The sequence below is a fragment of the Microvirga yunnanensis genome (assembly GCF_025460875.1).
In genome coordinates this window covers 1-22846 of sequence record NZ_JAMXFI010000131.1, presented here as the reverse complement: position 1 = coordinate 22846, position 22846 = coordinate 1, and the positions used below count along the sequence as shown (strand labels likewise).

The following is a 22846-nucleotide window of genomic DNA, read 5'->3' as shown; positions in this document are numbered from 1 at the left end:
CCAAGGTGACGTGGTCGCTGATCCGGGTGCCATCCGGCAGACGTGCAGCCGTGCGGGCCATCGGGGCCTCCTTCGCACGCCCCCGCCCCGAGAATCCGCCCGGAATATCCCTAAGTCAACGGTATTGGGGCTAGAGCCCAGCTGTCTCTCCGTAGGAATTCTTTGGCTTACTTTCAATCAGCTAAGCTCATTTCCCACAGCGACTTGGACAAGCAACGCGGAGCCAGCCGGTTCATCCTGAGAGGCGGGATACCAGACCGAGTTGGATCTTGAGCTTATTGGTCTCAGCTTGCGGTCATTGGGCACGTTGCGCGTCAGCTCGGTGCGGTGCCCTCAGGTGCCCCGACGGAGGAATAGCCTCTCCCAAGCTGGGGCGTTTCCTTCTGTTCCTCGGACCCTACTAGCCGACGAATGAACCCTGCTGGATTTCCGGCAGGGACACCCTGAGGACTTTCTTCAGTCGCTCATCGATCACCTCGATGATGATCTCTGATCGCGCATCCGGCGGCATTTCAGTCCACCGTTCCAGGAGCCGGTGCCCTATCCTGAGGACCTCAACACGGGCGGCTGCTAGGTCAGGCAAGTCCACGCCATCGCAGTCCTCATCGACGCCAAACCTACTCCGAACATCTATGTAATAGAGTGGCATGGCTGCCAGCCCTCCATTCATGTGGGTCAGTTCCCTCAAGTTCAGCTAGGATTGCATCGGCTCGATGAACCTCTCAGGAACAAGGATGCAAGCGCCTCAGGATGGCTGGCTATTGGTGCCTTGTGCTGATCATGACCCGGTTCTTGCCGTTACGAGGCGACTCATCCGACCAGAGCGGAGGTTCTATAGGCCAGTGGCGTCATGCAAAATGCCTATGCTCATGCGTGGCGGACCTGAGTGGATCGCTCTCAAGCAGATCGTGGAAAAGCTAGAAAATTTATTATCCTAGGATATGACAAAGCAAGATGGCGGAGGGGGTGGGATTCGAACCCACGGTGGGCTTACACCCACGGCGGTTTTCAAGACCGCTGCCTTAAACCACTCGGCCACCCCTCCGGATGCGGAGAAATCCGCACCGGCACTCATCCTTCTCTAAGGCCGCCCGGCCGGATACGTCAACCGACACGGCCTGATCTTCCCGGCGACAGCCCTCCCCGCAGGCCCTCACGACCAATGCGTGCGCGCCGTATCGATGTGCAGATCGTCCATGGGCTGAATGGGGTCGGCCACCGGCTGATCGAGTTCCGGCGCCGCATGGGGCGTCGTCTGATGAGCATCGCCGCCATTGACCTGATCCGTCCAGGCGCTCGAGGCGTCATGGCCGGGATCGATGACGCCATCCGCCATCAGCAGGAGAATGTCCGATCCGGCGAGATCCTGGGTCGTGCCGGAATCCGCCCCGGCCGCGAGGCCGTGAATCTCCGGCGCAGCCGGCGGGGGCTCGTCCACGACGATGTCGACGGATCTGGCGCAGAGGTCGCTCCCTCGCTGTCGCGCAACGTGACCGAGATGCTCCTGGATCCGGCCGCAAGCCCGGACGCATCGCTGCTTTCGAGGACGAGGGACTGGAGCACCGCAGCGTAGGTCTCGGGCCTGGCGTGGCCGCTCAACGTCAGCGTCCCGGCAGAATAGCCGCCGCCGACCACCTCGATGCCCGTATCGCCGATCATCACGTGCCCGTTCTGGTCGTGGAGGGCATAGCCGTCGAAGTCGAGACGATCGTTCGGCTGCCCGCCGGACAGGGTGATGGTCGCGCCGCCGAGCTCGGGGCTGTCGATGTCGCTCGCCCGGGCGGCCCCGATGGCGTGGGTCTGGTGCGCGCTCGCGTCGGCATGAGCGGGCGCGGTCAGGCTCAACTCGGGAGCGTCGTTCACGGGATCGATGGTCACCGTGAACGGGGTCGTGGTCGTGGCGGTCTGGCCGGTCGCCTCGGTGCTGGTCGCCTGGAGGGTGAGATGCAGCGTCCCGTTCCAGTCGTCGGCGGGGATGAGCTGGAGGCCCGTCAGGCCCCCGGCGGGAACCCGCCATGCGCCGTCGGCGAGCGCCTCGCCCTGCGAGAGCCGGAAATCCGCGGGAATTCCCAGGACCGTGACCGAGAGGGTCTCGGAACCGTCCGTGTCCACGAGGGCGGCGGACAGGTCCAGCGGGATCGCGTGATCCTCGTGTCCGACCACGTCGTGGACGGTCACCTGGGGCGCATCGGCCACCGCCGTCACGGTCACCAGATGCGTGCCTGTGACCTCGCGGGTCGCGGTGACGCCATTGCCCGCGTCGGTGATGGTCGCTTTCAGGGTCAGGGAGAAATCGGCATCGCTATGACCCGAGAGCTGAACCGATACGAGACCGGCCCGCAGGTCGGCCGTGGAGACCAGCCAGGTGCCGGGCGCCTGTTGGGAGCCCACGGTCAGGCTCGCGCCGGTCGGAAGCCCTGAGACTTGCGTGAACTCCGACCAGGTTTCGGATCCGTCCGTGTCCTGGAGGGTGAAGGTCGGCTTGATCAGAATCGCGGTATCCTCGGCTCCCGCGCTCATGCCGCCGATCGTTCCCGTGTCCGCGACAGGGTTGAGGCTCACCGTGAAGTCCACGGATGTCCGGGCGGGCGATCCGCCGGTGGTCTCCGTGGCCACGCCGGTCAGGGTCAGGGTCAACTGGCCCGAAAACTGTGCCGGCGGCGTCATGGTCAGCCCGTTGAGCTGCGCGGGAGTCAGCAGCCAGCTGCCGTCGGGCTGCCTCGTGCCCGCATTGAGGCTGGCACCGGCCGGGACGCCGCTGAGCACGAACTCCAGGGTCTCGGATCCGTCTGTGTCCCGCAGGGAGCCGCCCAAGCCCGCAAGGCTCACCGTCGTGTCCTCGCTGCCCGTGACATGGGACACGGTCACATCGGGAGCATCCGCGACGGCGCCGACCTGGGCGCGGAAGCTCGCCTCGGTCGTGGTGGAGCCGCCCGTGCTCTCCTGGGCCGTCGCCCGGATGGTCAGGGAGAATGTCCCGGCGTAGTTCTCCGGCGGAATGACGGCGAGCCGCGGCAGGTCGGCGGCAGACACGATCCACGTTCCGTCGGCCTGTTGTGCCCCGTAGGTGAGGCTCGCGCCGGCCGGCATGCCCGAGATGACGACCGTCAGGACTTCCGAGCCGTCCCGGTCGGTCAGGGCTGCGGCGAGGTTCAATGCGATCGGCTGATCCTCGAGACCGGATGCATCGCGGGCGCTCACGACCGGCGCATCGGTCACGGCATCCACCTGCACCTGGAACGTATCGCGGGTGGTCGCGACGGAGCCGTTTGATGTCTCCCGCGCGTGGGCCAGCAGGGTCAGGTTCATGGTCCCGCTCCAGTCGGCGGGCGGCGTCACGGTCAGGCCGGCGAGCTGCGAGGGCGTGAGCGTCCAGCTGCCGTCGCCGTTGTTGATGCCCGCGGACAGGCGCGCGCCTTCGGGCAGCCCCTCGATCACCACGGAGAGCACCTCCGAGCCGTCGGTATCCGTCAGCCGGGCCGAGAGGTTGAGGTTGATGGTCCCGTCTTCGTTCCCAGCCGCATCATGCACCGCGATGACCGGAGCGTCGGCCGCTGGCGCGACGGAAACGGAAATCGTCCGATATGTCGTCTGCGTGTCGCCGTTGCTTCCTTCCCGGGTCGTCGCCTCGACCTTCAGTTCGAAGGTCCCGTACTTGTCCGGAGGCGGCACGAAGCGGAGACTCGCGAGCTCGGCGGTGTCGACCCGCCATTGTCCGCCCCCGAGATCGATGAGACCCGTGCCCTCGAGCCGAGAGCCCGCGGGAAGATCGGAGATCATGACGGACGTGACGCTCTCGCTTCCGTCGCGGTCGCTCGCCGTGACGGACAGGTTGAGGGGAACTCCCGTGTCCTCGACTCCGGCCGGAGGATTGGCCCCGATGGCGGCATGGTCGGCAACGGCTGTCACTTCCACGTTCAACGTGGCCTTGGTGCTCGTCTGGCTGCCCGTGGCCTCGGTGGCGACGGCCGCGATCTTGAGCGTGATCGTCCCCGAGAAATCGGCCGGCGTCAGGGTCAGGCCAGTCAGCTGATCGGGGCGGAGAACCCACGCGCCGGTCGCCGGATCCCGCACGCCGGCCGACAGGGACGCGCCGGCGGGAACGCCCTCGATGCGGATGCCGAGGGTCTCGCGGCCGTTGTCCGCGTCGTTGGTCATGGCTCCGATGGACAGGGTGACGGCGCCGTCTTCGTTGGTGACCGCATCCTCGACCGTCAGGCCGGGAGCCTGCGCGACCGGCGCGGTGCCGGGCGTCGCGCCGGGTGTCGTGCCGGATCCATCGCCACCGGTTCCCCCGCCTCCCCCGACAGGGGCCGTCACGGTGACCGGGACGGTTTCGCTCCGGGCAGCTTGGTCGCCCTCGCGCTCCACCCCGACCGCCGTCACCGTGAGATTGAAGCTCCCGGTGTAGCCGGCCGGTGGACGGATCGACAGGGTCGGAAGGGACTCGACGGGAACCAGCCACAGCCTTTCGCCCGCCGGGAGGCCGGCGGACAGGACAGCGCCGTCGGGCACGTCCCGCACCCAGATGTACAAGGTTTCCGACCCATCGGTGTCGCCAGGGGTCGCCGTGATGTGGAGCGGGATCCGGCCCTCGTCGGGGTTGATGCTGGCGTGGCCTGTCCCGGTGGAGGGCTCGAAACTCACGACGGGCGTGTCGGCATCGCCGAGGGGATCCACCACCATCTGACCGCCGATCGTGGCCCGCACGCCGCCGCTGTCCTCGATCGTCATCGAGACGTGCAGGGTGGCCGCCCTGTCGCTGTCGTGCGGCATGGTCAGCGTCACGCCGGTCATATCCTTGGCGGAGATCCGATAGACACCGTGTTCGTCCGGCGTGACGACGGTGTCGTTCGCCAGGCGCAGAACGGCTCCTTCGGGAACGCCGCTGATGAGAATGTCGCCGACGACCTTCTCCGAATTGTCGCTGTCGGTAAGACCCGGGTCGAGGCGCAGCGCGATGGGCCGATCCTCGGTCCCGTGCATGGTCCCCCAGTTGCCGGAGGTTCCGTCGAGACCACCGACGGCGGGAACATCCACCACCGCCTTCACCTCGACCGGGAAGGTGACAGGCGTCCTGGCCTCGTCGCCTCCCCGCTCCTCCTGCGAAACTGCCGTGACGGACAGGTTGATCGTGCCGGAAAAATTGGCCGGCGGCAGCAGCGTGACCACCCTGGCCTCCGCGGCCGTCAGCGACCAGACACCCGGGCCGCGATAGGTGCCGTGAGACATGATGGCGCCGTCCGGCACGCCTTTGATCACGAAGCTCAGCGCCTCGGACCCGTCGTTGTCCGGCAGGGTCGCCGTGAGGTTCAGGGCAATCGGAGTGTCCTCGAGGCCGCTGGCGCCGGTGACATCCATCACCGGAGCGTCCGCGACGGCCTGCACCGTCACCGGGATGTCGCGGGGCTCGCTTTCGGCCTTGCTGCCGTTGGGCTCGGCCGAAACGGCCACGACCCGCACGGTGAAATCCGCGTCCGATTGAGCGGGCGGCGTGATGGTCAGGCTGTTCACCTGCGCCGGATCGACCGACACGCTCCCGTTGACCACGACCAGTTCCACGCCGCTGGCGCGGACGGTCGCTCCGTTCGGAATGCCCGTGATCCTGAATTCGACGATCTTTTCCGAACCGTCCCGATCGGTGGTCCAGGCCGTCATGTTCAACGGAATGGCCGTATCCTCGTCGCCGAAGGCCGGTGCGACCCGCAGCCCCGGGGCATCCGCGACGGCATCGACCGTGACCTGGAAGGACACGTCGCGTATTTCGGTCTTGCCGGTCGATGTCTCCCTGGCGGTCGCTTCGATCCTGAGATCGATCGTGCCCGAAAAATCCGCCGGAGGATTCAGGGACACGCTCGAAAGATCCTTTGCGTCCACGAGCCAGGAACCGTCGGACTGAGGAACGCCTTTCGTGAGAGAGGCGCCGCTTGGAACCCCGTAAATCCTGACCGTGAGGGTCTCCGAACCGTCCGTGTCCGCGAGCGAGGCCGAGAGGCTCAGCGCGATCGGCTGGTCTTCCTTGCCGGAGACGTTCGCGGCAGCCACGTTCGGCGCGTCCGTCACGGCGAGAACCTTGATGGCGTAGGTGCCCGTCACCTCCTGGCTGACCGTCTTGCCGTTGCCGGTGTCGCTCAGGGTCGCCTTGAAGGTCAGGCTGAAGTCGTCATCGCTGTTTTCCGGCGGTTTGATGGAGATCCGCCCGGTCCGCAGATCCGCCGTGGACACGGTCCACACGCCGTCCGCGACCGTGCCTCGATTGAGCGTCGCTCCTGCCGGAACTCCGATAATCTGGCTCGTCTCGGACCATGTCTTCGAGCCGTCCCTGTCAGGGGTTGCGAACGACGGACTGAGCTTGATCCACGTGTCCTCGTCACCCTTGACCGCGCCGCCGATCGTGCCTTGATCGAGCACGGGGTCGAGGTTCACCGTGAAGGATGCCGCGTTCCGAGCGCTGGGGGCGCTCGGGTCGCTCTCCGTCGCGATGGCCGTCAGCGTCAGCTTGATCGTGCCGGAGACGTTCGGCGGCGGCGTGAGGACCGCCTGCTCCAGTTGGGCCGGGGTGAGGAGCCACCCTCCGGTCGCCTGCTTGACGCCGACATTGAGTTTCGAACCATTGGGCGCGGTCAGAAGAAAGCTCAGAGTCTCCGACCCGTCGAGATCGCGCAGGGCCCCGCCCAGCCCCTTGAGGACGACAGGCTCGTCCTCGCGGCCGGAGAAGTTCACGACCGTGACGTCAGGCATATCCGCAACTGCCCCGACATTGACGCGGAAGTCGGCCGAGCTGGTCCGCGTATCGCCGTTGGCTTCCTTCGCCGTCGCCTCGATGCGCAGGGTGAGCGCCCCCGAAAAGTCCTTCTGCGGCACGAGTGAAAGATGCGGGAGATCGGCGGGAGTCACGCTCCAGCTGCCGTCCTGCTGCCGGGTGCCGTGGGACAGGCTGACATCGGCCGGCACGCCGAAGACGGCGACGGACAGCACTTCCGAGCCGTCCTGGTCATTCAGGACCGCGCTGAGATCGAGCGCCACCGGCGTGTCCTCGAGGCCCCTGACGTCATGAGCGACGATCTGGGGAGCATCGGCGACCGCCTCCACATCGACCTTGAACGGAACCCGCGTCGTCGCAGTCGATCCGTTCGACGTTTCGCGCGACTGGGCCACCAGGGTCAGGGCCATGGTGCCGCTCCAGTCGACGGGCGGCGTCACCTTGAGCCCGGTGAGCTGCGCCGGAGACAGGCTCCAGGTGCCGTCGCCGTTGTTCGTGCCTGCGGACAGCTCTGCCCCTTGCGGCAGTCCTTCGATCACGAACGAAAGCACTTCCGAGCCGTCGAGGTCGGTCAGAGCGCCCGAGAGATCGAGACCTACGGGCTGGTCTTCCCGGGTGGCTGCATCATGGGCGCCGGCCTGCGGGATGTCGGCAACGGCTTCCACATGCACCTGGAAAGGAGCATCGGTCGTTGCCATCGAGCCGTTGTCGCTCAGGGAGACGGCACGCAGGGTGAGGCTGATCGTGCCGGAGAAGTTTTCCGGCGGCAGGATGGAAAGGTCCGACAGATCCGCCACATCCACGCGCCAGCTGCCATCCGCGGCGTGGCTGCCGTGCGACAGCGAGGCCCCGGCCGGGACGCCGAGGATGCTGACCGACAGGGTCTCGGAACCGTCCGTATCGGTCAGAGCGGCGGACAGGTCGAGGGCGGCCCATCCGTCCTCGCGGCCCGAAGCGTCATGGACGCTGACCGCCGGAGCGTCGGAGACGTTGTCGACCTCCACCTGGAGGGCCGTGCTCCGGGTGGCGGTCGAGCCGTTCGACGTCTCCCGGGCGGTTGCCTCCAAGGTCAGGTTGATCGTGCCGGAAAAATCGTTCGGGGCCGTGATAGTGAGATGCGCGAGGTCGGAGGGCTGGACGCTCCAGCTGCCGTCGGCCTGGTGGGAGCCGTGCGAGAGCGTCGCGTCGGCCGGCACGCCGAGGATCCTCACGGAGAGAGCCTCCGACCCATCCGTATCGACGAGAGCAGCCGAGAGCTTCAGCGGGATCGGGCGATCCTCGTCCCCGGTCACGTTGGCCGCCGAGATCACGGGCGCATCGGCAACGGCAGACACCGCAACCGTGTGGGTGCCCGTCACGACCCGACTGGCGCTCCGGCCGTCCACGCTGTCGATCAGGGTCGCGGTCAGGGTCAGGGTGAAATCCTGGTCGCTGTGCTCGGCCGGTCGAAGGCTCACGAGCCCGGCCTGCAGGTCGGCGTTCGCGACCTGCCACACGCCCGGCGCGATCTCCGTGCCGCGGCTGAGCGAGGCGCCGGCCGGCAAGCCCGCCACCTGGGTGAACGCGGCCCAGGTCTCGGACCCGTCCGCGTCCGGGGTGACGAAGGACGGCTGGAGCACGATCGCCGTGTCCTCTGGTCCGGCGCTCGCACCCGAAATGGTGCCGGCGTCGGCGACCGGATCCACCGTTACGGTGAAGGTCGTGGCGGTGCGGGCACCCGGAACGCCCACCTCGCTCTCGGTGGCAACCGCCGTGAGAGTGAGGCTGATCGCGCCCGAAAAATCCCTGGGCGGCGTCATCGACAGGTGCCCGAGGTCGGCGGGCGACACGTTCCAGCTGCCGTCCGGCTGCCGCGTGCCATGCGACAGGAAGGCACCGTCCGGCACGCCGAGGATGCTGAGCGACAGAATCTCCGATCCGTCGGCGTCGACGAGCCGGGCGGACAGGTCGAGCGGAATCGGCTGGTCCTCGTCGCCCGAGACGTCGGCGGCCGACACCACGGGAGCATCGGCCACCGCCGTGACGGTGACGGAATGCGTTCCGGCCACGATCCGGCTGGCGCTCGCGCCATCGGCGCTGTCGATGAGCGTCGCGGTCAGGGTCAGGGTGAAATCCGCATCGCTGTGCGCGGCGGGCTGGATGGTCACGAGACCGGCCTGCAAGTCGGCCGTCGACACCTGCCACACGCCCGGCGCGATCTCGGAGCCGCGATTCAGGGATGCGCCGGCCGGGAGGCCCGCCACCTGGGTAAACTCGGCCCAGGTCTCGGACCCGTCCGCATCCGGGGTCATGAAGGTCGGGCGAAGCAGAATCGGGGCGTCCTCCGATCCCGTGCTCGTCCCGCTGATCGTGCCCGCATCCGCGACCGGATCGACGGCCACGGCGAACGTGGCCGAACTCCGGGCACTCGGAACGCCCGGTTCGTTCTCGGTCGCGATGGCCGTCAGAGTCAGGGTGAACGTGCCGGAGGCCTGCGGCGGCGGCGTGAGGGTGAGACCCTCCAGCTGCGCCGGCGTCAGGGCCCAGCGTCCGCCCCCGAGCGCCGTTCCTGCGCTGAGCGTGGCTCCTTCGGGCACTCCGCTGAGCACGAAGCCGAGGCTCTCGGAACCGTCCGTGTCACGCAACGCGCCGCCGAGGCCGGCGAGGCTCACGGGGGTGTCCTCCTGCCCACGGGCGTCGGCGACCGTCACGGCCGGTCCGTCGGCCACGGCATGCACCTGCACCTGGAAGGGCGCGTCGACGAAGGACGTCCCGCCGTTCACCTCCTGCGACGTGGCGCGCAGGGTGAGGCTGACAGTGCCGGAGAAGTTCTCCGGCGGAATGAATCCGACATGCTGCAGGTCCGCCGGCGACACGGTCCAGCTGCCGTCCGGCTGGCGCGTGCCGTGGGTCAGCGACGCGCCTTCGGGAACGCCGAAGATGGTGATCGACAGCGCCTCAGAGCCATCCGTGTCGCCCAGGACGGCCGTGAGATCGAGTGCGATCGGCTGATCCTCCTCGCCCGATGCATCGGCGACCCGGACACGGGGGGAGATGCCATCGTATCGCGCGGCTCCTCGGGCTGAGGCTCCCCGGGAGTGGGCCGGTCCACGGAAGGCGGCGCCACGACGGGCTGGTCCTCGCGGTCGGAGGGACGCCCGGTGGCCATGGCAGGTTCGAACGCGGCCGCGGTCGCGGACGGCGGCGCGCTGGAGGAGCCCGCAACCACTCCCGCCTTCGCGACCGCGGCGGACGAGCGCACGAGCGTCGGGGCGATCTCCGGAGCGTCCGCGATGGCTCTCCGGATCTCCGTCGGCAAGCCGGAAGGCGGCGGCGTCTCGAGCCTGTCGAGCGCCACATCGATCGGCTTGGCGGCCTGAGCGTCCGCCAGGGGCGCGATCCCGCCCGTTGCGGCGGACGCGCCGCCCGAAGGGGCTCCCGGCACCATGCCGAAAGCCGCAACCGCCTCCGTTCCACCGACGAGGTTGCCGCTGGCCCCGCCGTCGCCGACGGGAACCGCCCGCTGGACGGCGCGCAGGGCCCGCAGGGCCTCCTCGTCGACCACGCTGGCATCGAACGGAATGGTCAGGTCAGGTTGCTGGGTCATGGATGTGCTCAGCGCTCGTGAAAGGATGCCGCCATGGCGGAGTAGATCGGCTTCAGCAGGTATTGCAGCACGGTCTTGGTGCCGGTGGTGATGTCCGCCTGGACGGTCATGCCGGCGACGAGCTGCGCGTGACGGGGGTCGTGGCCGACATGCTGCTGCTTGAGGGCGATGCGGGCGCGGTAGTGCGGCTGCCGCTGCTCGTCGAGGAAGGTGCCGGCCGAGATGCGCTCCACCGTCCCCTCCACGGAGCCGAAGCGCGCATAGTCGAAGGCCTGGACCTTCACATGCACCGGTTGTCCGACCTCGATGAAGCCGATATCGCGCGGCATGAGCCGGACGTCGGCCACGAGCTGCGCGTCCTGCGGCATGACTTCCGCGACCAGGCCGCCGGGCGGCAGCACGGTTCCCGGGCGATGTACGGCAAGCCCGCGCACAACGCCGCCGATCGGCGCGCGGAGCAGGATCCGCTCGGCCCGGTCTTCCAGCTTGTGCACGACTTCCCTCGTCTCGGCGACCTCGAGGGCGACGCGCGCCGCCTCCTGCCGCGCCTCGTCCACGGCCGTGGACTGCGCCTCGACGACGCGAGCTTCCGCTTCGGCAAGACCCCGTTGCGCGGTGGCGCGCTGCCCGGTCAGCCGCTCGTGCTCGGCCTTGGCGCTCATGAAAAGGCGCTGCGCTTCCAGCACCGAGAGACGGGTCGTCAAGCCGCTTCGCGCGAGTTCCTCGCGGATTGCGAGTTCCTTGGAATGCAGCTCCATTTGCTCCCGAACCGACGCGATCTGCCCGGCCAGGGTGGCCAGATCGCCGCGCCGCTGCGCCACCTGCTCCTGGAGAACCGAGACATGGTCGGCCATCGCCTGCAGGCGCGCGGTCAGCGCCGCGCGCTGCGGCTCGAGGAAGAGCCCGGAGGACAGGGGCGGCATGGTCTGCGCGTCACCGCCCGCGGAAGCGACGATCCCGGCGGTCGGCCCCTGGCGCCCGCGCAGGTCGAGAGCCAGCATGTTGCCCTCCGCGGCCGCGGCGAGCCGTTCGGCCTGCAACTGGAGGGATTCGAGCCGATGCCGCGCCTGCGACAGCTCAGACTGCGCGACCGCGTCGTTCATGCGCAGCAGAGGCTGCCCCTCCTCGACCGCTTCGCCCTCGTTCACGAGCACTTCGGCCACGATCCCGCCCTCGAGATGCTGAATGGGCGCCGGCGCCACCGTCGGGGCGATCTCGCCTACGCTGACGGCGACTTCCGGCACATGGGCCAGCGTCGCCCAGGTCAGTCCTGCCGCGACCAGGAGCCCGGTTCCGAGGACGACGGTGCGCTCGAGCCCATGCACCCGCAACTCTTCGAGGGCGAGCACGTGACCGTCCGGACGCGGCTTGCGGCTCGCACGCGGGAGGGCACGGCGGTCCGTCACCGGCGGGAGGATTTCGCCTGACGAGGCGGAGAGTGCGATCTTGCTCATCATGCAACCTTCGAGTTGTTGGCCGCGGACAGATGGCCGAAGGCGGCGTTCGCCACGGACGGACCGATCGGGGCTCTCGTCGGGCGCGGGCCGACGGGAGGAGCCGTCTGCTGGTCGAGTTCTTCCACCTGCCCGTCGCGCAGGCGCAGGACGCGGTCGGCAAGCCGGATGTGGCTCGGCCGGTGGGTTGCCATCAGGATGGTGCAACGGCCGCGGCGCGAGGCGATGACGTCGGTGAAGGCTTTCGCGCAGGCGTCGTCGAGACCCGCGACGGGTTCATCGAGCAACAGGATCGGCGCGTCGCGCAGCAAGGCGCCCGCCAGGGCGATCCGTTGCAGGATGCTGCGCGGCAGGCGGCCGCTCTGGTTGTCGCCGACCCGGGTGTCGAAACCCTGCGGCAGGGCCTCGATGGACTCGAGGACTCCGGCTTCGGCGGCCGCGGCGCGCAGCTCCGCGTCCGATGCGCTCGGGCGCGCGAGACGCAGGTTCTGCGCCACCGTGCCGTAGAGAAGCCCGGGCGATTGCGGCACCCAGCCGATGCTGCGACGGAGCACGGCGGGATTGAAGGAACGCACGTCGTGGCTGTCGATCCGCACCAGGCCGCCCTGAGGCCTGTAGAGCCCTGCGATCAGCAGAAGCAGGGTCGACTTCCCGCTTCCTTCCGCACCCGTCACCGCGACGACCTGACCGGGCTGGATGGCGAAGCTGGCGCCGGCGAGGACCGGTTCGGATTGCGGGAGATAACGCAGGGTCACGCGCTGGAACACGATGGCGCCATGCTCCGGCGGCGCCATCCGCGCCTCGAGCGGCGGAGGCCGCTCCGTCTCGAGCGCCATCAGCCCGTCGACCTGCCGGATGGAGGCCTGAGTCTGCTCCCAGCGGGACAGCATGACGAAGCAGGTCTGCATCGGGCCGAGAACCCGCCAGATCAGCATCATGCCGGCGATCAGCGCGCCCGCGGTCATAGCGCCGCCGAGGACCGCGAGCACGCCCATCACGACGGCGGCGAGACCCGAAAGGGTCACGAGCGCCTGGCTCGTGGCGAGAACCGACCCGGACAAGGTGCTGACCCGCGCCGAGGCGACGGCCGCCGCGGCCGCTGCCGTGGAATAGCGATCGATCCAACGCTCCTCGGCTCCGACGAGCTTCAGGGTCCTGACGGTTTCGAGTGCTTCGACGGCGAGGGCTTCCCGCGCCTGATTGGCCCGGGCGGCCTGCTCGATCGCCAGCCGCATCGGTCCGCGGGAGACGAGGTAGAGGGCCACGAACCCGATCGCCGTGCCGACCGGAACCACCGCGATCCAGCCCCCCAGCACCACCATGAGCACGATGACGAGCAGCGTGAACGGCATGTCGAGAAGGGCAACCGCGAAACTCCCGGTGAGAAATTCCCGAATGGCCGCAAAGTCCCGCAGACGTGAGACCTGGGAGGCGGTCCCGGCCCTTTCCACCAGGGCCGTCGGCAAGGACATGAGCTGCGTGAAGACCGCGCTCGGCACGGTCCGGTCGAGCCGTTCCGCGATGCTGAGCAGCGCCCGCTGGCGAATGGACCGGAATGCGACCTCGAGGAGGATGGCGATTGCCGCACCAACGACCAGCATCGGCAGGGTCTGCGGGCTGTAACCGGCGATCACCGTATCGAAAACCGACATGGTGAACACGGGCACCGCGAGCCCGAGCACGGCCATCAATCCGCTGATGCCGAGCAGCGCCGGCAGATCGCCGCGGAACCGTCGGGCGATCCCGCTGAACCATCCCTGACGCGACGTGCCCGCATCCGCATCGATGACGAGCATCAAGGTCCCGCGAAGCGTCTCGGGACTGCAGGGCTCCACGTGGCCGGTCGCCCCGTCGAGAAGAAGGATTTTCCCCTCTTCATCGCGATAGACGATCGCCGCCGCGCCGCCCGTCGGCAGCAGGATCGCCGGCAGTCGCCTCGGATCGAGGCTCCCGCGCGACAGGCGCTCCATGCGGGTCGGATAGCCGAGGATGGCCAGAGTGTTCCGCACGTCCGTGATGTCGAGATCCGGTTTGACATGCGGCAGAGCCGACAGAAGATCGTCCGCGCTGCCGGACCATTCCATCAGCCACAGCATGGTCGTCAAGGCAGCGGGAGAGATCGGACGGAGCGACCAGGTCCTCCGGCAGCTCCAGCGGAAAGCGCGAACGATCTTCCGTGGCCAGGTTCATGACACGCGCTCCAAACGGCTGTCCCGGATCGTGTAGACCCGGCTGGCGATGTTCAAGGTGGAGGGACGGTGCGTGACGATCACGACCGTCACCCTGCCCCGGAGGTCCGCCAGGAGGCGAGCCAGCCGTGCATCGCTGTCGCCGTCGATCTGGGACGTGATGTCGTCGAGGAGGAGGATGCGCGGCTCCTCCACCAGCGCACGGACCACGCCGATCCGCTGGGCCGCGCCCCGCGGCAGGGGCGTGGCCGCCACACCGACCTGAGTGTGCCAGCCGCCCGGCAAGGCGCTGGCAACCTGGTCGAGGCCGAGTTCCGTGGCGAGGCGCAGGGCCAGGCCCTCGCGCTGCGGCTGATGCATCGTCATGTTCTGCAGCAGCGTGCCCCGGACCAGCGCCGGTCCGGCGGCACCAGAGCGACCAGCCGCCGTGCCGGACCGACGTCGATCCCGGCGAGATCCTGCCCGTCGATCGAACCTGCCCGCTCGTCGCCTTGAGGTCTCCCGCGATCAGGCGCAGCAACGTGGATCGGCCGGACCCGTTGGAGCCCGTGATGCCGACGATCTCGCCGGGCAAGGCTTCCAGGTCGAGACCGTCGAATAGCCATTCGCCGTGGCGCGGGGTGCGAAACCGAACGTCCTGCAGGTGGATGTGCCCGGCCGGCACGTCCAATGTCGGGCGCTCGAGGTTCCGCTCCTGAGGCAATGCGCCGATCTCGGCGACACGCCGCTTGCTCTCCCGGAGCGATTGCAGGCGCGACCACAGGGCGACACCGCCGAGCAGAGGCTGCATCGTGCGGCCGACCAGCATGGTGCAGGCGCCGAGCCCGCCCACGCTGAGCTGTCCGCTCAGAACCATGTGGCAACCGAAGGCCGCGACCCCCACGGTGGCGACCTGGGCCAGCAGCATGCCGCCTTCCTGACCGGACGAAATCGTATGCGACAGCTTCCGGCGCAACTGGGCGGAGCCGTTCTGCAGGCGCTCGTAGCGCCGCTCGAGCAAGGGCTCGGCACCCAACACCTTCATGGAATGAATGCAGTTCAGGGTGTCGAACAGGAAATTGAAGCGACGTTCTTCGGCCATCGCGAGATCATGAGCCGCGCGGCGGACACGGCGTCCGGTCAGCGCCGCCAGCAGCTCGACGCCGGCCAGGAGCGTCAGGGGCACCAGGACCAGCGGACCTGCCAGATACCAGATGCCGAGGAGGTAGAGCAGCGCGAAAGGCAGGTCGAGCATCGCCTGCAGGGCGGGGCCGGACCAGGCCTCGCGCAGGGTGCCGATCGCCGAGAGGCGCTCGGCGTAATAGCCGTTGCCGTGGGCCTCGAGCTCGGACAGGGGAGCATTCAGCAGGCACTCCATGGCCTGGCGGTGGGCCTGGGCCTCCGACGTTGCCGCGACACGGGCAAGCACCCGGCCGCGCACGTGGCGCAAGAGCGCCTCCAGAAGAACCGCGACGGCCACCGTCGTGGCAAGCACCGCCAGGGTCCCGACGGCCTTGTTCGGCAGGATCCGGTCATAGACCTGGAGCAGCGCGACGGGAAGCGCCAGCGCGAGCAGGGTGATGAGCAGCGTCGCCTCGATCACCGGGATCATGAACCCGATCCCGAAGCGGCCGATCAGGCCTCTGAACGGGCGTGTCAGCCAGGGGCCGGCGGACACCATCGATGGTGCCGCGGTAGAAACGGCGGACCGATCCATAACGCTACCAATGGCCTTTCGGCCGAAAGAACAATGATGATGTCTTTGATGAAATATACCGGGCTCTCACCGGTATGGCGGGACGGCATCATGCCTTTGAGCCAGCCTCATCTGAGTGAGCGCCCAACCCGCCATGAGTTTCAGCCTATAGCTACACTAGAATTCGGAAATATTTTCTTATGTGTCAATGCAATGTTGTGTCGCGTCCGCTCGTAACATTCTGGTAAAGTTAACATTCGACCCTGGAACTCCTCGGACGCTGCATCGAAGCCCCGACGCGAACGGCTCCGGGATCTGGGCTCCATCGGCCGCGCGGCAAAGGTCCGCCTCCAGGCCTGAGCGGAGAACAGGCGCTGCGCCAAGTCTGCGTCACGGTGGCAAGAGCAATGCGGCCGCACCGTCCAGGTCCGACACCTCCGAATAAGGCAGCGAGTCCGGGTTGCCCGCCTCCCCCCGCCGGTTCACCCAGATGCCGCGGAGGCCCAGTTCGTGACAGGCCTTCATGTCCCAGTACATGCCCATGGCGACGTGCACCGTCTGGTCGGGCGTGACGCCTATCGTGCGGCAGGCGTATTCGAAGAGCTGTCGCGACGGCTTGTAAGCCTGCGCCTGTTCGGCGGTAATGACGTAGTCGAATGGGACCCCGATGCGCGCCACGGTCGGGGCGATAAGATCGTCGTCGGAGTTCGTGAAGATCGCGAGCTTGTAGCGCTCGCGCAGGCGCCGCAGGACCTCCGGGACCTCGGCGTGCGGGCCCATCCTCATGGGCGAGGACGCGATGCGCTCGATCTCGTCCGCGCCCGGAGTCAGCCCGTGTTCGCGGAACGCAGCGGCAAAGCCGATGCGCAGGATGTCCTTGTAGAGGCGGTGCGGCCTTTCCGCCGTCAGGCGCCGCCCCTGCGCGGAGAAGCTGTCGAGGATCGCGGATGCGCTCGCGCCGCTCGCCTCGTGCCGCGCCAGCGCGGCACCGATCTCGTGCTCGAGCACCTCGTACCATTGCACGAGCGTGCCATAGCAGTCGAAAGTGATGACCTTCGGGGTAGGATCGAGTTCGAACATCGCGGTGTCGGATCCGGGCATCGGGAGAGCCTGCTGTTCGTCATGCCTCGACAAGGCTTCACCACGGCAGCGGATCACGAAACCGCGGCCGCGGCAACGCTTCGGCGCGATTCAGGCCCTGGAGCTGTTTCCACGAGCGTGGAAACATCTCTCTTCTTTGGCTTGCCGCATTTTTCAACGGCGAACCGGATCCACTTCGCCGAAAAATGCGCTAATCGCCCATCTCGACCGGCGGCGTCCCATAGGTGTGAAACGACTCGACGGTCTTCATGCCCCATGCCTGGCCCTTGCGGCGCTCCGCCTCCGTCCACACGATCGGCTTCCAGTCCGGGGCCAGGATGAGGCGGGCGCCGGCGTTGCAGACCTCGACCCGGTTGCCCCCCGGTTCGTAGACATACAGGAAGAAGGTCTGCTGCACCGCGTGCTTGTGCGGACCGGATTCGATGGAAACGCCGGCCTCCAGAAAGATGTCGGCGGCTCTCAGGACGTCCTCGCGGCTGTCGAGCGCGTAGGTCAGGTGATGGAACCGACCCCTCGCGCCGGTATGGTCCCGCGTGAACGCGAAGTCGTAGCTCTTGTTGGTCAGCGTCATCCACATGCCGGCCTCGGTGCCGTCGTCGAGGACGATCTGCTCGGTCAGCCGGCAGCCGAGATAGGTCTCGTAGAAGATCCGGTTCTCCCGGATGTCCGCCGCGAGGCAGTTCAGATGATCGAGCCGGCGGACATTGACGCCCCGGGCCGGGAACCGCTGCGCCTGGTTCTTAAGAGCCGGCTTCAGCTCCGGCGGAGCCTGGTACCACTCGGTCTCGTAGTAGAGCTCCACCACGTGCCCGTCCGGATCGCGACACAGGAAGGCCGGCCCGTGACCGAGATCGCCGTCCGTCCAGCCGATCTCGTAACCCGATCCCTTCAGAGCAGCGACGCGACGCTCGAGTGCCTGCCGGCTGCGGGCGCGAAAGGCCATATGGCCCATGCCGGGCTTCTTCGAGGCGGTGAGCTTGAGCGAGTGGCGCTCGTAGTCGTCCCAACCGCGAAGGTAGACCGAATCGCCCTGCCGTCCGCTCTCCGTCATGCCGAGCACGTCGACGAAGAAGCGAAGGCTCTCCTCGGGCCTGGGCGTGAGCAGTTCAAGGTGGCCGAGATGGGCCAGGTCGAGCACCGGTTCGTCCTGCATCGTCGTATCCCTCGCGTGTGACGGGATTGGCGAGGGAACTCTTCGCTCCCTCGCGTGCCCGATCAGGCCGCCTGCTTGGCTCCGGAGCCGGGGCTGCCCCACACCTCTTCGGCGATCTCGACGATCATGCGCAGCTTGGCCCATTGCTCGTCCTCGGCCAGGGTGTTGCCCTCCTCGGTGGAGGCGAAGCCGCATTGGGGCGAGAGGCAGAGCTGGTCCAGATCGACGTATTTCGTCGCCTCGTCGATCCGGCGCTTGATGTCGTCCTTGTGCTCGAGGATGCCGGTCTTGGAGGTCACGAGGCCGAGAACGACGGACTTGCCCTTGGGCAGGAAGCGCAGGGGCTCGAAGCCGCCGGCGCGGTCCGTGTCCCATTCCATGAAGTAGCCGTCCACCGGCATGCGGTTGAACAGCACCTCCGCGACCGGCTCGTATCCGCCGGACGCGATGAAGGTCGAGCGGAAGTTGCCGCGGCACAGGTGCATGGTGATCGTCAGATCCTCCGGCTTGTCCCTGAGCGCCTCGCGCACCATGCCGGCATAGATCTCGGGCTGCTTCTCCGGGTCGTCCCCGCGCTGGCGCAGCATCTCGCGCTGCTCCGGATCGCAGAGATAGGCGAAGGAGATGTCGTCGAGCTGCAGATAGCGGCAGCCGGCATCGTAGAAGGCGTGAACGGCCTTGTTGTAGGCCCGGCCGACATCGGCATAGAAATCGTCCATGTCGGGATAGACGCCCATGTTCATCATCTTCCGCCCGCCGCGGTAATGGAGCATGCTCGGTCCCGGAATGGTCATCTTGGCGACCCGGTCCGTGTTGTCCTTCACGAAGCGGAAGTGGTCGATCATCGGATGCTGGCCGGAAAAGCCGACCTTGCCGGTGATCCGCAGCGCCTTCGAAATGCCGACGCCGCCCTTGAAGTTCATGCCCGAATCGGCCTCGACGGAGGTGACGCCGTCGAGATGCTCCAGGAAGTCGAAATGCCAGAAGGCGCGGCGGAACTCGCCGTCCGTCACCGCCTGCAGGCCGATCTCCTCCTGTTTTCTGATCAGGGCCCGGATCTCGCGGTCCTCCACCTCCTTCAGGGCCTCGTCCGAGATCTCGCCGTCGTGATGCCTGTGGCGCGCCTCCTTCAAGGCGGCGGTCCGAAGCAGGCTGCCGACCATATCGGCGCGGAAAGGCGGTTTCGTGCGTTGCATGGGCTTTCCTCCAGATGAAAAAATCTAACGCGCGGCCATCCGGGCCGGCTTCTTCTTGGCCGTCACCCCGAGATGCTGCTCGAGGGCGGCCGGGTCGTCGATCAGCGACCGGCTCGTGCCGGAATGCACGATGGTGCCGCGGTCGAGGATGACGGCATTGTCGGTGACGCCGAGGATCTTCTGGGCGTGCTGCTCGACCACGACGGCGGACATGCCCTCCTGGCGGATGATCCGGTTCAGGGCCGCCAGCAGTTCCTCGATGATGATCGGAGCCAGCCCCTCCGTGGGCTCGTCCAGCAGCATGAGCTTGGGGTTGAGCACGAGCGCGCGGGCGATGGCGAGCATCTGCTGCTCGCCGCCCGAGAGCTGGTTGCCGAGATTGGAGCGGCGCTCCTTGAGGCGGGGGAACATCTCGTAGACGCGGGCCAGCGTCCAAGGCCCGGGGAGCGCCACCGCGGTGATGTTCTCCTCCACGGTCAGGGACTTGAAGATGTTGCGCTCCTGCGGCACCCAGCCGATCCCGGCGAGCGCCCGCCGGTCCGGGCGGGCCGCCGTGACGTCCTGGCCGTCGAGCCGGATCGAGCCGCCGCGCAGCCGCGTCACCCCGATGATCGTGTTGAGCAGGGTCGTCTTGCCGGTGCCGTTGCGCCCGAGCACGGCGAGCGACTCCCCGGGCTTGAGCGACAGGTCGATCTTCGAGATCACGACGGCCTCGCCGTAACCGGCGGAGACCTGGCTGAGCTGCAGAAGGTCATTCATCGACGCTCTCCCCGAGATAGACGGCTCGAACCCGGGGATCGGTCGAGACCTCCTCGACGCTGCCTTCGGTGAACAGCCCGCCGTTGACCAGGACCGAGATCCGGTCGGCGAAGCTGAAGACCAGGTCCATGTCGTGCTCGATCAGAAGAACCGACACGTCCCGCGGCAGGGCCGCCACGGTGGCGAGCAGCTCGTGCCGCTCGGCCTCGGGCACGCCGGCGGCCGGCTCGTCGAGGAGGAGCACCCGTGGCCGGCACGCGAAGGCGACGGCGATCTCCAGGAGCCGCTGCTTGCCATAGGCCAGATTCGCGGTGCGCTCGTCGAGCACGTCGGTGAGGCGGAAGCGCTCGGCGATCTCGACGATCTCGTCGACGATCTCGCGCTTGCTGCCGATCACGCGCCACCAGTCGCGGCCTCCTCCCATGCGCTCCGACACCGCCAGACCGAGCGTTTCGAGCGGCGTCATGGCCGGGAAGAGCTGGTTGATCTGGAACGTGCGGGCGAGACCGCGCTGGACCCGCAGTTCCGGCCGCAGGCGCGTGATGTCCTGGCCTTCCAGGAGGATCTGCCCGGATGTGGGCGCAAGCACGCCCGTGAGGAGGTTGATGAACGTGGTCTTGCCGGCGCCGTTCGGCCCGATGAGGGCATGGCGGGCGCCCTGCTCCAGCCTGAACGTCACGTTGTCCGTGGCCACGAGGCCGCCGAAGCGCTTGACGAGGCCTCTGGTTTCGAGAGCAGCCGCCATGTCAGACCTCCCGGGCCTTGGTGGTGGGCAGAGGCCGTGCCTTGTCGGTCGCGAGGCCGCGCCGCGACCGCGGCCACAGGGCCCGGACCCGGTCGGTCAGCCGCTCGCGCCCTGCCAGCACGAGGAGGACGAGGATCAGGCCAATCCAGAACTGCCAGTATTGCGGCGTCCAGGCGGAGAGAACGTCCTGAAGCACCTTGAAGAAGACGGCCCCGATGAGCCCGCCATAGAGATAGCCGACGCCACCGATCACCAGCACCAGCATCACGTCGGCGGAGCGGTGGAAGGCGAGCACGTCGAGGGAAACGAACTGGGTGGTCTGGGCCAGCAGGGCGCCGGCGACGCCGGCATAGGCGGCTGCCAGGGTATAGACCGCCACGAGGCGGCGGTTGACCGGGATGCCGACAGCCCTGGCCCGCAGGGGGTTGTCTCGGATCGAGCGCAGCGACAGGCCGTAGGGCGACACGACGATCCGCCGCGCGATGACGAACAGCACGAAGGTCACCAGGAGGCTGTAGGCGTAGGCGACCGTTCCGAAGATGTCGAACTCGAACAGGCCGAGGATCGGCCCCATGGTGATGCCCTGGAGCCCGTCGGCGCCGCCGGTGAGCCAGGACATCTGGTTGGCCAGCTCGCCCAGGACGAGGGCGACGCCGAGCGTCACCATGAGCTTGGTCAGGTCAGAGCCGCGCAGGACGAGGAAGCTGGTGACGAAGCCGAGAATCGCCGCGGCGAGCGCGGCGACGCCCAGGCCGAGCAGAGGATCGCCGATCCCGTTCTTGGCCAGGATGCCGGCCGCATAGGCGCCGAGCCCGAAGAAGGCTGCGTGGCCCAGGGACACGATGCCGGCATAGCCGAGGATCAGGTCCAGAGACAGGGCGAACAGGCCGATGATCGCGATCTCGTTGAGGATCAGATGGCGCTCGGGCAGGAAGACCAGGGTGGCGGCCGCCACGAGCCAGAAGGCGACCTCGCCCCAGCCCCATCGGCCCCTCCGGCCCAGGGCCGCCCTTATGTTATCGGCAGTGTCGGACTGCATCGGCATGTTTCCTGTCGGTTCAGCGCGCACGGGCGAACAGCCCCTGAGGGCGGAGAACGAGAACGACGATCATGAGCGTGTAGATGACGAAGGCGCCCAGGCTCGGCACGTAGTACTTCCCGGCCACGTCGGCGATCCCGAGCAGCAGGGAGGCCAGGAACGGTCCGGTGATGCTCGTCGTCCCGCCGACGGTCACGACGATCAGGAAGTAGATCATGAACTTGAGCGGGAACGTGGGATCGAGCCCCAGGATCTCGGCCCCCAGGGCGCCGCCCAAGCCCGCGAGTCCCGACCCGACCGCGAAGGTGGCGGCGAAGATCACGCTGACGTTGATGCCGAGTCCGCGGGCGACGCGCGGATCGTCCACGGCGGCCCTCAGGCGGCTGCCGAACTGGGTCTTCGTGAGGATGAACTGGAGGGCCACCACCAGGACCCCGCATACGGCGATGATGAAGCTGCGGTACAGCCCGACCTGGATCCCCAGGATCTCGACGCGCCCCTGAAGCCAGGTGGGGATGCGGATCATCTGCTGCTGCGAGCCCATGGCGTAATCGACCGCGGCCACCGCCATGAAGACGAGGCCGATGGAGAACAGGACCTGATCGAGATGGCTGCGCGTGTAGAGCTGCTTATAGAGGGTCCGCTCGAGCACGAGGCCCGCGAGAGCCGGCACGAGGAAGGCCAGCGGCAGTGTCAGGAGGAACGGCACCCCGTAGCGGTTCATCAGGACGGCCGTGACGTAGCCGCCCGCCATGGCGAAGGCCCCGTGCGCCAGGTTGACGAAGTTCATCAGCCCGAGGGTCACGGCGAGCCCGCAGGCCAGCACGAACAGCAGCATGCCGTAGGCGATACCGTCAAAGAGGATGGTCAGCACCGGTCTCTCCAGGGAACGTGAGGCAGGCGCCGCCGCGAGGAGGCGCCTGCCACGATGATCAGTTGGACTTGGCGGCCTTCACCGGGTCCTTGACGTTCGGGATCGTGGCGAACTCCACGTTGTAGAGCTCGCCGTCCTTCCGCTCGACCTTGCGCACGTAGATGTTCTGGACGATGTCGCGGGTTTGCGGGTCGATGGAGACCGGACCGCGCGGGCTCGTCCAGCTCATGCCCTTCATGGCGTCGATCAGGGCCTGGCCGCCCTGCCCGTTGGTCTTCTTCAGGCCCTCGTAGATCAGGTGCATGCCGTCGT

The 22846-nt window shown here is 67.8% G+C and carries 14 protein-coding genes, 1 tRNA gene and 1 pseudogene; all 16 read right to left on the bottom strand.

The window, feature by feature from the left end:
- Nucleotides 1-400 precede the first annotated feature (400 nt).
- Nucleotides 401-649, bottom strand: a complete 249-nt coding sequence (locus tag NF876_RS36485; RefSeq protein WP_262272914.1) for a DUF6894 family protein — start codon at nucleotides 647-649, stop codon at nucleotides 401-403.
- A 306-nt stretch (nucleotides 650-955) separates the two neighbouring features.
- Nucleotides 956-1045: transfer RNA gene (locus NF876_RS36480), tRNA-Ser, on the bottom strand.
- Between the two features lie 108 nt (nucleotides 1046-1153).
- Nucleotides 1154-1336: a hypothetical protein gene (locus tag NF876_RS36475; protein ID WP_262272913.1), complete on the bottom strand. Its 183-nt coding sequence runs from the start codon at nucleotides 1334-1336 to the stop codon at nucleotides 1154-1156.
- Nucleotides 1336-9618: an Ig-like domain-containing protein gene (locus NF876_RS36470; protein WP_262272912.1), complete on the bottom strand. Its 8283-nt coding sequence runs from the start codon at nucleotides 9616-9618 to the stop codon at nucleotides 1336-1338. The genes NF876_RS36475 and NF876_RS36470 overlap by 1 nt, the downstream gene beginning before the upstream one ends.
- 35 nt (nucleotides 9619-9653) lie before the next feature.
- A complete protein-coding gene (locus NF876_RS36465) occupies nucleotides 9654-10349 on the bottom strand; it encodes a hypothetical protein (RefSeq protein WP_262272911.1) in 696 nt (231 codons plus the stop codon).
- An 8-nt stretch (nucleotides 10350-10357) separates the two neighbouring features.
- Nucleotides 10358-11803 carry an HlyD family type I secretion periplasmic adaptor subunit gene (locus NF876_RS36460; RefSeq protein ID WP_262272910.1) on the bottom strand — a complete coding sequence of 482 codons (1446 nt, stop codon included), beginning with the start codon at nucleotides 11801-11803 and terminating at the stop codon, nucleotides 10358-10360.
- Nucleotides 11803-13491 (bottom strand): peptidase domain-containing ABC transporter, encoded by a 1689-nt coding sequence (locus NF876_RS36455; protein WP_262272915.1) that lies wholly within the window; start codon nucleotides 13489-13491, stop codon nucleotides 11803-11805. The genes NF876_RS36460 and NF876_RS36455 overlap by 1 nt, the downstream gene beginning before the upstream one ends.
- Before the next feature lie 187 nt (nucleotides 13492-13678).
- Complete coding sequence (locus tag NF876_RS36450) at nucleotides 13679-15652, bottom strand: ABC transporter transmembrane domain-containing protein (protein ID WP_262272909.1); 1974 nt, start codon at nucleotides 15650-15652, stop codon at nucleotides 13679-13681.
- Nucleotides 15653-16057: 405 nt separating this feature from the next.
- Nucleotides 16058-16768, bottom strand: coding sequence for a haloacid dehalogenase type II (locus tag NF876_RS36445; protein WP_262272908.1), 711 nt, complete (start codon nucleotides 16766-16768; stop codon nucleotides 16058-16060).
- A gap of 190 nt (nucleotides 16769-16958) precedes the next feature.
- Nucleotides 16959-17921 (bottom strand): catechol 2,3-dioxygenase, encoded by a 963-nt coding sequence (locus tag NF876_RS36440; protein WP_262272907.1) that lies wholly within the window; start codon nucleotides 17919-17921, stop codon nucleotides 16959-16961.
- A gap of 62 nt (nucleotides 17922-17983) precedes the next feature.
- Complete coding sequence (locus NF876_RS36435; protein ID WP_262272906.1) at nucleotides 17984-19117, bottom strand: 5-methyltetrahydropteroyltriglutamate--homocysteine S-methyltransferase; 1134 nt, start codon at nucleotides 19115-19117, stop codon at nucleotides 17984-17986.
- A gap of 24 nt (nucleotides 19118-19141) precedes the next feature.
- On the bottom strand, nucleotides 19142-19876 hold the full coding sequence (locus NF876_RS36430; RefSeq protein ID WP_262272905.1) for an ABC transporter ATP-binding protein: 735 nt from the start codon (nucleotides 19874-19876) through the stop codon (nucleotides 19142-19144).
- Nucleotides 19869-20621 (bottom strand): ABC transporter ATP-binding protein, encoded by a 753-nt coding sequence (locus NF876_RS36425; RefSeq protein WP_262272904.1) that lies wholly within the window; start codon nucleotides 20619-20621, stop codon nucleotides 19869-19871. Before NF876_RS36425 ends, NF876_RS36430 begins: the two co-directional genes overlap by 8 nt.
- A gap of 1 nt (nucleotide 20622) precedes the next feature.
- Nucleotides 20623-21660, bottom strand: coding sequence for a branched-chain amino acid ABC transporter permease (locus tag NF876_RS36420; RefSeq protein WP_262272903.1), 1038 nt, complete (start codon nucleotides 21658-21660; stop codon nucleotides 20623-20625).
- 19 nt (nucleotides 21661-21679) lie between these two features.
- Complete coding sequence (locus tag NF876_RS36415) at nucleotides 21680-22534, bottom strand: branched-chain amino acid ABC transporter permease (protein ID WP_262272902.1); 855 nt, start codon at nucleotides 22532-22534, stop codon at nucleotides 21680-21682.
- A 58-nt stretch (nucleotides 22535-22592) separates the two neighbouring features.
- Nucleotides 22593-22846 (bottom strand): annotated as a pseudogene (locus NF876_RS36410) (ABC transporter substrate-binding protein); the annotation flags it as partial.

Coding starts and splice junctions, on each gene's coding strand:
- NF876_RS36450 (WP_262272909.1), bottom strand. CDS start 15,652: ATGGTGTCCGCCGGCCCCTGGCTGACACGCCCGTTCAGAGGCCTGATC.
- NF876_RS36435 (WP_262272906.1), bottom strand. CDS start 19,117: ATGCAACGCACGAAACCGCCTTTCCGCGCCGATATGGTCGGCAGCCTG.
- NF876_RS36425 (WP_262272904.1), bottom strand. CDS start 20,621: ATGGCGGCTGCTCTCGAAACCAGAGGCCTCGTCAAGCGCTTCGGCGGC.
- NF876_RS36475 (WP_262272913.1), bottom strand. CDS start 1,336: ATGGCGGATGGCGTCATCGATCCCGGCCATGACGCCTCGAGCGCCTGG.
- NF876_RS36430 (WP_262272905.1), bottom strand. CDS start 19,876: ATGAATGACCTTCTGCAGCTCAGCCAGGTCTCCGCCGGTTACGGCGAG.
- NF876_RS36485 (WP_262272914.1), bottom strand. CDS start 649: ATGCCACTCTATTACATAGATGTTCGGAGTAGGTTTGGCGTCGATGAG.
- NF876_RS36440 (WP_262272907.1), bottom strand. CDS start 17,921: ATGCAGGACGAACCGGTGCTCGACCTGGCCCATCTCGGCCACCTTGAA.
- NF876_RS36445 (WP_262272908.1), bottom strand. CDS start 16,768: ATGCCCGGATCCGACACCGCGATGTTCGAACTCGATCCTACCCCGAAG.
- NF876_RS36460 (WP_262272910.1), bottom strand. CDS start 11,803: ATGAGCAAGATCGCACTCTCCGCCTCGTCAGGCGAAATCCTCCCGCCG.
- NF876_RS36420 (WP_262272903.1), bottom strand. CDS start 21,660: ATGCAGTCCGACACTGCCGATAACATAAGGGCGGCCCTGGGCCGGAGG.
- NF876_RS36455 (WP_262272915.1), bottom strand. CDS start 13,491: ATGGCCGTGCTCGGGCTCGCGGTGCCCGTGTTCACCATGTCGGTTTTC.
- NF876_RS36465 (WP_262272911.1), bottom strand. CDS start 10,349: ATGACCCAGCAACCTGACCTGACCATTCCGTTCGATGCCAGCGTGGTC.